7 protein-coding genes are annotated in these 7,206 nt (G+C 68.3%); 2 read left to right on the forward strand and 5 right to left on the reverse strand.

Translation table 11 applies throughout. The features are described from left to right. On the forward strand, nucleotides 1–723 hold a 723-nt coding region (locus E1263_RS41295), incomplete at its 5' end, for a TetR/AcrR family transcriptional regulator (protein ID WP_132177756.1). Here the strand turns inward: E1263_RS41295 and E1263_RS41300 are convergent. From E1263_RS41300 to E1263_RS41315, 4 genes are read right to left on the reverse strand one after another with little or no spacing between them, the layout of a single operon-like run. Continuing rightward, nucleotides 704–1,291: an HhH-GPD-type base excision DNA repair protein gene (locus tag E1263_RS41300; RefSeq protein WP_132177758.1), complete on the reverse strand. Its 588-nt coding sequence runs from the start codon at nucleotides 1,289–1,291 to the stop codon at nucleotides 704–706. The two genes, E1263_RS41295 and E1263_RS41300, sit on opposite strands and share 20 nt — an antisense overlap. 4 nt (nucleotides 1,292–1,295) lie before the next feature. Then, on the reverse strand, nucleotides 1,296–3,380 hold the full coding sequence (locus E1263_RS41305; protein ID WP_132177760.1) for an iron ABC transporter permease: 2,085 nt from the start codon (nucleotides 3,378–3,380) through the stop codon (nucleotides 1,296–1,298). Then, complete coding sequence (locus tag E1263_RS41310) at nucleotides 3,377–4,354, reverse strand: ABC transporter substrate-binding protein (RefSeq protein ID WP_132177762.1); 978 nt, start codon at nucleotides 4,352–4,354, stop codon at nucleotides 3,377–3,379. The genes E1263_RS41305 and E1263_RS41310 overlap by 4 nt, the downstream gene beginning before the upstream one ends. Nucleotides 4,355–4,367: 13 nt before the next feature. Then, the gene (locus E1263_RS41315; RefSeq protein ID WP_132177764.1) at nucleotides 4,368–5,195 is read right to left on the reverse strand and encodes an ABC transporter ATP-binding protein; all 828 of its coding nucleotides are present in this window, start codon (nucleotides 5,193–5,195) and stop codon (nucleotides 4,368–4,370) included. An 89-nt stretch (nucleotides 5,196–5,284) separates the two neighbouring features. Here E1263_RS41315 and E1263_RS41320 point away from each other — a divergent pair, with 89 nt between their 5' ends. Beyond that, nucleotides 5,285–6,190: a hypothetical protein gene (locus tag E1263_RS41320; protein ID WP_238162046.1), complete on the forward strand. Its 906-nt coding sequence runs from the start codon at nucleotides 5,285–5,287 to the stop codon at nucleotides 6,188–6,190. A gap of 25 nt (nucleotides 6,191–6,215) precedes the next feature. Here the strand turns inward: E1263_RS41320 and E1263_RS41325 are convergent, their stop codons facing one another. Continuing rightward, a complete protein-coding gene (locus tag E1263_RS41325) occupies nucleotides 6,216–7,163 on the reverse strand; it encodes an NAD-dependent epimerase/dehydratase family protein (protein ID WP_132177766.1) in 948 nt (315 codons plus the stop codon). Between the last annotated feature and the right edge of the window lie 43 nt (nucleotides 7,164–7,206).

Genomic DNA, 7,206 nt, shown 5'->3' on the forward strand with positions numbered 1-7,206 from the left:
GATTGTGGAGCAGGCCGGACCCCGGCCTCCGGGGTCCGGCCTGCTCCACAATCCGAGCAGGCCGGACCGTCTCTCGACCGCGGACAGGTCGTCCAGATGGCGCTCGCCATTGCGGACGCAGAAGGGCTTGCCGCCGTTTCGATGCGCCGGATCGCGGCCGAGCTCGGCGTCTCCACAATGGCCCTCTACCGCCACGTGGGCGGCAAGGAGGCACTCGTCCTTCAGATGGTCGACGCAGCCTTCGCCGAGTTCCCGCTCCCACCCCTGTACGACGATTGGCGCGCTCGCGCGACCGTGATCGCGCAGACCCAATGGGCGGCGTACAAGCAGCACCTGTGGTTGGCCGGCGCCGTGACGGTGGGCCGGCCGCAGATGCTTCCCAGCCTGCTGCCGCACACCGACGCGCTGCTGGCGGCCTTCAAACCGCTCGGCAAGGCCCCGTCCATGTATGCCGTCATCACCCTGTTCGGCTACGTCCGGGGGCTCGGACAGGCGATGGAGATCGAGGCGCAGGCAGAGCAGGACACCGGCCTCACCGGAGACGACTGGGTCGCGCAGCAGGGCAGCGAGCCAATGGCCGCGATCATCGCGGGCGAGAACCTGGCGGCGTTCCGTGACCTGTTCGCCGGTGGCTTCGACCTCGACTACGACCTGGACCAGTTGTTCACGTTCGGCCTCGATCTCATGCTCGACGGCCTCGCGGTCAGGCTGGCGCAGCCTTAGCGGCGGCCTTCGCTTCCTTCTTGAACGCGCGGACCTCGCCCAGCGTCTTCGCGTCCACCACATCAGCGATCGACCGCCGCGAACCGCGATCGCCGTACGAGCCGGCCGCCTCGCGCCAGCCCTTGGGCTCAACGCCGCGCTGCTTGCCGAGCATGGCGAGGAAGATCTTCGCCTTCTGCTCACCGAATCCCGGCAACGCCTTCAGCCGCTTCAGCACCTCGGCGCCGTCCGGTTTCGGCTTGCCGGCGGTCCACAGGTTCTCGGTCTTGCCGTCGTAGTTCTCGATGATGTGCTGGGCCAGCCCGTGCACCCGCCGCCCCATTGAGCCGCCGTACCGGTGGATCGCCGGCGGCGTCACGCACAGCTCGACGAACTTCTCGATGTCGGTGGCGGCGATCTTGTGCAGATCGAACCCGTCCATCCGGTCCGCGATCTTCCGCGGCCCGGCGAACGCGTGCTCCATCGGGAACTGCTGGTCCAGCAGCATCCCGACCAGCAGGGCGAACGGGTCGTCGTTGAGCAGTTTGTCCGCGGCCGGGTCCCCGGTCAGGTGCAGTTCGCGCAGCATGAGGTCATCTTGACACGGGAACGCGGGTCCGCCAGAGGAGATAGACGAAGTAGGGCGCCCCGATGAGCGCACATAGGAGGCCGGCTGGGATCTGGGCCGGCGCGAGCAGTGTGCGGCCGAGGCTGTCGGAGACGCTGACCAGGATCGCGCCGAGCAGCGCGGAGATCGGCAGAATTCGGCTGTGGCTCCCGCCGACCAGCGCGCGGGCCGCGTGCGGCGCGACCAGTCCGACGAACCCGACTACTCCGATCGCCGACACTGCGGCGGCAGTCATCAGCGCCGCGCAGAGCAGCATCAGCAGCCGGGTCCGCTCCAGCCGGACGCCGAGAATCCGCGGTACGTCGTCATCCAGCGCAAGCAGGTCGAGTTCGCGGCGATGGTGAGCGATCAGCGGGGTGAGCACGAGCAGCGCGATCGCGATCGGCGCCACCTGCGGCAGGGTTCGCCCGTATGTGCTGCCGGATAACCACGTCATCGCAAGGCTGAGGTTCCACGGGTCGGTGCCGACGATCATCAGCGTGATGACGGCCGTCGCGGCCGACGAGACGCCGACGCCGATCAGAACGAGCCTGTCAGAGCTCAATCCGCCACGCCACGAAACCACGTAGACCAGCGCGAACGTCGCCAGCGCGGCAGCCGCCGCAACACCGGAGAGCAGCCAGATGCTTGCCGACGGCAAGATGATCAGCGTCGCGACCGCACCGACCCCGGCGCCACCGGTGATCCCGAGAATGCCCGGCTCGGCCAGCGGGTTGCGGCAAACAGCCTGTACGGCGGTCCCAGCGATCGCGAGGGCGGCGCCCGCCAGCAGAGCGGCCAGGACGCGCGGGAAACGCTGGTCGAGGACATAGGTGATGGCCCGACCGGATCGGCCGTTGGCCCAGTTGACGATGTCTCCGGTCCGCAGGAACGCGTCCCCGGCGAGCATCGCGCCGATGGCAGCGCCGACAACAAGCAGCAGCAGCACGACCGTCACCACCAGGAAGCGCCGCCGCGTCCGAATCCCCGAGCTCGCGCCGCCCGGCGTACGGCTCGCACCGGAGTCGCGGTAGCGGCGGGCGAGCCAGACCAGCACGGCCGCGCCGACAAGCATCGTCATGATCCCGGTCGGAATCTCGATCCCGGCCTGGGCACCGAACACCGCCCGCAGACCGACATCCGACAGCAGCACGACCAGTACGCCGGCCAGTCCGGACAGCGGCAGGAGTACTCGGTGCCGGAGCAGCCCGGGGATGAGCGGTGCGATCAGCCGCACGAGCACCGGTGCGACCAGTCCCACGAATCCGACCGGTCCGGTGACAGTGACGGCGGCCGCGGACAGCAGCACGGTGAGCAAGGTCGTGATGACGCGCACCCGCCGTACATGCACGCCTAGGACGGAAGCGGTGTCATCGCCGAGCGTCAGGATGTCCAGCTTGCCGGCCAGCAGCATCACACCAATGATGCCGACGGCAACGACCGGTGCCATTTGCGTGACAGCGTCCAGATCGCTTTGCACCAGCGTGCCCGCGCTCCAGAAGAAGGTGCGGGCGGTCTCCTCCCGGAACAGCAGCATCAGCACCGTGATCACGCCGCCGAGAGCCATCGCGACCGCTGACCCGGCCAGGATGAGCCGAGTCGGACCGGACGCACCGCCCGAAGACAACGCCAACACCAGTACGGCGGCCGCCAAGCCGCCGGCGAACGAGATCCCGCCAGCCGGCAGCACCGGCAGGTGGATGCCGAGCGCGGCCACCACTACAACCGCCAGATACGCCCCGGCGTTGACCCCCAACGTGTCGGGCGAAGCGAGCGGGTTGCGGGCCAGCGACTGCAGCCCGGCGCCGGCGACCCCGAGGGCGAGGCCCACCAGGATGCCGGCCAGCAATCGGGGGACACGGGACGCGACGAGGACGTTCACCGAGTTGTCCGTGCCCTGGCCGAACACGAGCTTGATCAGATCCCCGGCTCCTACCGAGGAGGTGCCCTGGGTGAGGTGGATCCCCGCCAGAACGACGATCGCGACGAGCGCGATCAGGAACACTCCGGCGACGCGGATCCGCCGTACCGGCTGCTTCAAGGCCTCCGGTGCGGTGATGACCTGGGTCAAGACGTAACTGTCTGTACGGCGGCGTCGATGAACTGCTCGGTCGACTTCGGACCGCCGAACATCCAGATGCCGTCGGCCAGCCGGTGCACGTTGCCGCTCTTCACGAACGGCAGGTTCTTCCAGATCGCGTTCTTTTCAAGGTCCTTGCCGAAGATGTCACCGCCGTCGGAGTCGTTGGCGATGTAGAGGAACTCGCCGTCCGTCAGCTTGGTCAGGCCCTCGAGGTCGGTTGTGGCCAGACCGTAGTCCTTGTCGCCGCCGGTCGGCCAGGCGTTCTTCAGACCGAGCTCGTTGCCGACAGCACCGAGCAGCGAGCCGGAGGTGTACATCCGGACGGAGAGCGTGCTGCCCTCCTTGTAGCCGTCGGCCATCACGAACGGCGTACCGGCCTTGCCCGCGTCGGCGATCTTCTGCTTGCCCTCGGCAATGGCCTTGTCGAAGTCGGCATTGATCTGCTTGGCCTGCTCGGTTTTGCCGACCGCGCTGGCGGTGAGCTCGAGGTTGGTCTTCATCTGCGGGATCGCGTTCTTCGCGTCTGCCGCATGCACGACCAGGACCGGAACGGCCTTCTCGATCTGGGCGATCGCGCTGGCAGACTCGTCGCTGGTGGTGATGACCAGATCGGGGTTCAGGGCAACGATCGCGTCCACGCTCGACTCACCGCGGGTCCCGACGTCCTTGACCGCGGGGCCGAGCTTGGCCGCCGTCACCCAGGCGTTGTAGCCCTTCACGTCGGCGACGCCGACCGGCATCACGCCGACCGAGATCAGGTTCTCGACCACGCCCCACTCGAGCCCGACCACCTTGGTGGCAGGCGCTTTCAGGTCGACCTTCTTGCCCCGGGAATCCGTCACCGAGACCGGCTGCTGCGCGGCCGTCGACGGGCTCTGGTCGTCGCCGGCCGCCGGTTCGCTGGTCCCGCACGCGGTCAGGGCGAGCAGTGCCGCAGCGACGAGGAAGGTAGTTCGCTTCATGGGTTCTTGGCTTTCAGTTGGTCGGAATACGACTGAGGTGCTTGCCGATCGGGCGGGTGGTGACCAGGCCGGTAGCCGGGTCGGTCCCCACCTCGATCGTGATGCCGTAGGTCTCGGACAGTGCGTCGGTGTCCAGGACCTCGGCCGGGGTCCCGGTCGCACGTACTCGCCCCTGATCGAGCAGTGCGATCCGGTCCGCGACTGCTGCGGCCTGGTTGAGGTCGTGCAGTACGACGCCCACCGCGACCCCGTGGTCGTCGGCCAGGTCACGCATCAGATCGAGGATCTCGATCTGGTACCGCAGATCGAGAAAAGTGGTCGGCTCGTCGAGCAGCAGGACCCCGGTGTCCTGGGCCAGACAGGTCGCGAGCCAGACGCGTTGCAGCTCACCGCCGGACAGCTCGTCGACCGCGCGGTCGGCCATCCGGGTGACTCCGGTGACCTCCATCGCGTGCTCGACCGCCCGATGCCCGTCCGGATCGTCACCGCGCCAGCGGCCCCGATGCGGATGGCGTCCGTACCCGACGACGTCGCGCACGCTGACGCCGTTAGGCGTCGGGCGGGACTGTGAGAGCAAGGTCACCTTGCGGGCGAATTCCTTGGCGGACAAGGCGAGCGCGTTCGCGCCATCCGGAAACGTGATGCTGCCGGCTTCCGGCTGATGCAGCCGGGCAAGGGCTCGGAGCAGTGTCGACTTCCCACTGCCGTTGGGCCCGACCAGCGCAGTCACGCTCGCCGCCTCGATCCGCAGCGATGCGCCGTCGACTACGCGAACCCCGTGGTACCCGAGTTGCAGGTCAGCGCCTGCGAGCCCGCGCACGTCATCATCAGCCTCACGCATGAGCGAAGCATAGCCTTACCTAACCCGTCAGGAATATTGCTGGAGTAGGTGCCTTACATGCGATGCCGGGACCGCTACGCTGAGTGCGGATGAGCCCAGCGGAGGTGGCGATGGAGCCGGTGTTCGCACCTGGTGTGCCGGAAGCGGTACGACGGTTGTACGGGCATCGACCGGAGTTGTTCGTTCCCGCGGAGGCGCCGCGGCCGAAGCGGCAGACGTGGTGGTCGATGGCTCCCGCGAACACGTTGGGACAGCTGCTCGTTTGGCTGACAGTCTGCGTCGGCGGGTGGATCCTGGCGCTGATCATCATGGCCGCGACGTTGCCGACCGAGGTGGCGACGTGGGCCTCGGTGGTGCTGGCGGGCCTCGCCGTACTGGCGACTGCCGGGGTGCTGGTGAAGTCAGCCGTTGAGGATCGTGGGCACAAGGCGGTCCGTGTGCAGCACGGGTCGTACCTGTTGCCGGCTGATTTCGACGACTCCGCAGCGCGGCTGCTGGGCCGGGCACAGCGTGCGGTGAAAACGGTGCTTGAGGCAACAGTTACCCGGCAGGGCCTGCTCGACGACATGCAGAACGAGCTCGTCCTTCCCGAGCAGCTGTGGGACATCGCGCAGGTGCTCCGCGAACAGACCGTCCTCCGGGCACGCCAGCGCGACGTCGCCCGCGGCATGGCAACCGCCGAGCTCGACACCGTCCTCGGTCCGCAACGCCGCGCGCTCGCTCTCTCGGTCAACGCCATCGAGCGCAAGGTCGACCTCATCGAGCACTACGCCCACCGCGTCCGCTCCGCCGACGCAGCGCTCCGCGCCGAAGCCGCCCTCGCCGACGGCGACCGCTACATCGAGCTCCTCGCCCGCACCGAGCCTGTCGGCGACACCACCGTCGTACAGGGTTTTGCTGACGAGGCGGCAGCCCTCCGCGACACCTTCGCCCGCTCCATCAACGCCGCCCGAGACGCCGGCCGCACCTTAGCCCTCCCCGAAAGTGGTAGCTAAGAACAGGGATGCCTACTTCGTGTTCTTACCGACGGCGTAGCAGTTCGGCTTCGGCTTCCTCCGACAGGCCGGCTTCCACTGCGGGTGCACCGCGGTCGCGGTCCCAGGCAAGGAGGTCGGTCAGGGTTTGCTTCAGTGGGGTGACCGGCATTCCGGCGGCACGGGCCTTCGAAGGGTCGCGGCGGCGGGCCGGCCAGATCTCCTCCGGCTCGACCAGCGGGAAGCGCTCCGGTACGGCGTCCGTCGGGACCTGCACGAGGTCGACCGAGGTACCCGCGATCTCGGCTGCCGTGGTGATCAGTTCACCGATCGTGCTCTCCGGTCCGATCGCGTTGAACGCGCCTGACCGATCGTCCGCGATCAGCCGCACGGTAAGTCGCGCGACATCCCGGCTGTCGATGAACTGCAGTGGTTGCTCGAGCGAGGTCGGTACCGCAACGCGCCCGCCCCGCGCACCTCGCCGTACCCAGTAGAGAGCCGTGTCGCCCGAGTCGCCCGGCCCGGTTACGCGCCCCGGGCGGACCAGGGTCGCGCGATCGCCGTACCGCGCCAGAACGTCGTCCTCACAAGCGACCTTGCACCGCCCGTAGGTCTCGTTCGTGAGCACGTCGGCAGCACGCAGCGGAGCCTGTCGGGGTGCGTCCTCGGTCGCTCCGGCCGGCAGCGTCCGCACGTAGACGGCGTGGCTCGACACGAACACGTACCGGCCGACGCGATCCCCGAGGACATCCATCGCCTCGTCAACCTGCTTGGTCTGATACCCGCTCAGATCAACAACCGCGTCCCACTCACCAGAGGCGAGCGCCGCGTAGTCGCCCGCATCCCGATCCCCGACCAGTTGCACCACCTCGCCCGGCAGCGGCTCGCCACTCAACCCCCGGCTGAACGAAGTCACCTCCGCCCCGTGCGCCAGCGCGTCCACCACGATCGCGCGCCCCACAAACCCGTTCCCGCCCAGCACCAAGATCCGCATCCCGCGACGCTAACCCCGCGCCCGGACCCTCGCGATCCAATAA

Source organism: Kribbella antibiotica, from assembly GCF_004349055.1.
In the GTDB taxonomy this organism is placed as follows: domain Bacteria; phylum Actinomycetota; class Actinomycetes; order Propionibacteriales; family Kribbellaceae; genus Kribbella; species Kribbella antibiotica.

What these genes read in the sequence shown, in the direction of transcription:
- E1263_RS41325 (WP_132177766.1), bottom strand. Translation starts at nt 7,163, where the DNA reads ATGCGGATCTTGGTGCTGGGCGGGAACGGGTTTGTGGGGCGCGCGATC.
- E1263_RS41320 (WP_238162046.1), top strand. Translation starts at nt 5,285, where the DNA reads ATGAGCCCAGCGGAGGTGGCGATGGAGCCGGTGTTCGCACCTGGTGTG.
- E1263_RS41310 (WP_132177762.1), bottom strand. Translation starts at nt 4,354, where the DNA reads ATGAAGCGAACTACCTTCCTCGTCGCTGCGGCACTGCTCGCCCTGACC.
- E1263_RS41300 (WP_132177758.1), bottom strand. Translation starts at nt 1,291, where the DNA reads ATGCTGCGCGAACTGCACCTGACCGGGGACCCGGCCGCGGACAAACTG.
- E1263_RS41315 (WP_132177764.1), bottom strand. Translation starts at nt 5,195, where the DNA reads ATGCGTGAGGCTGATGATGACGTGCGCGGGCTCGCAGGCGCTGACCTG.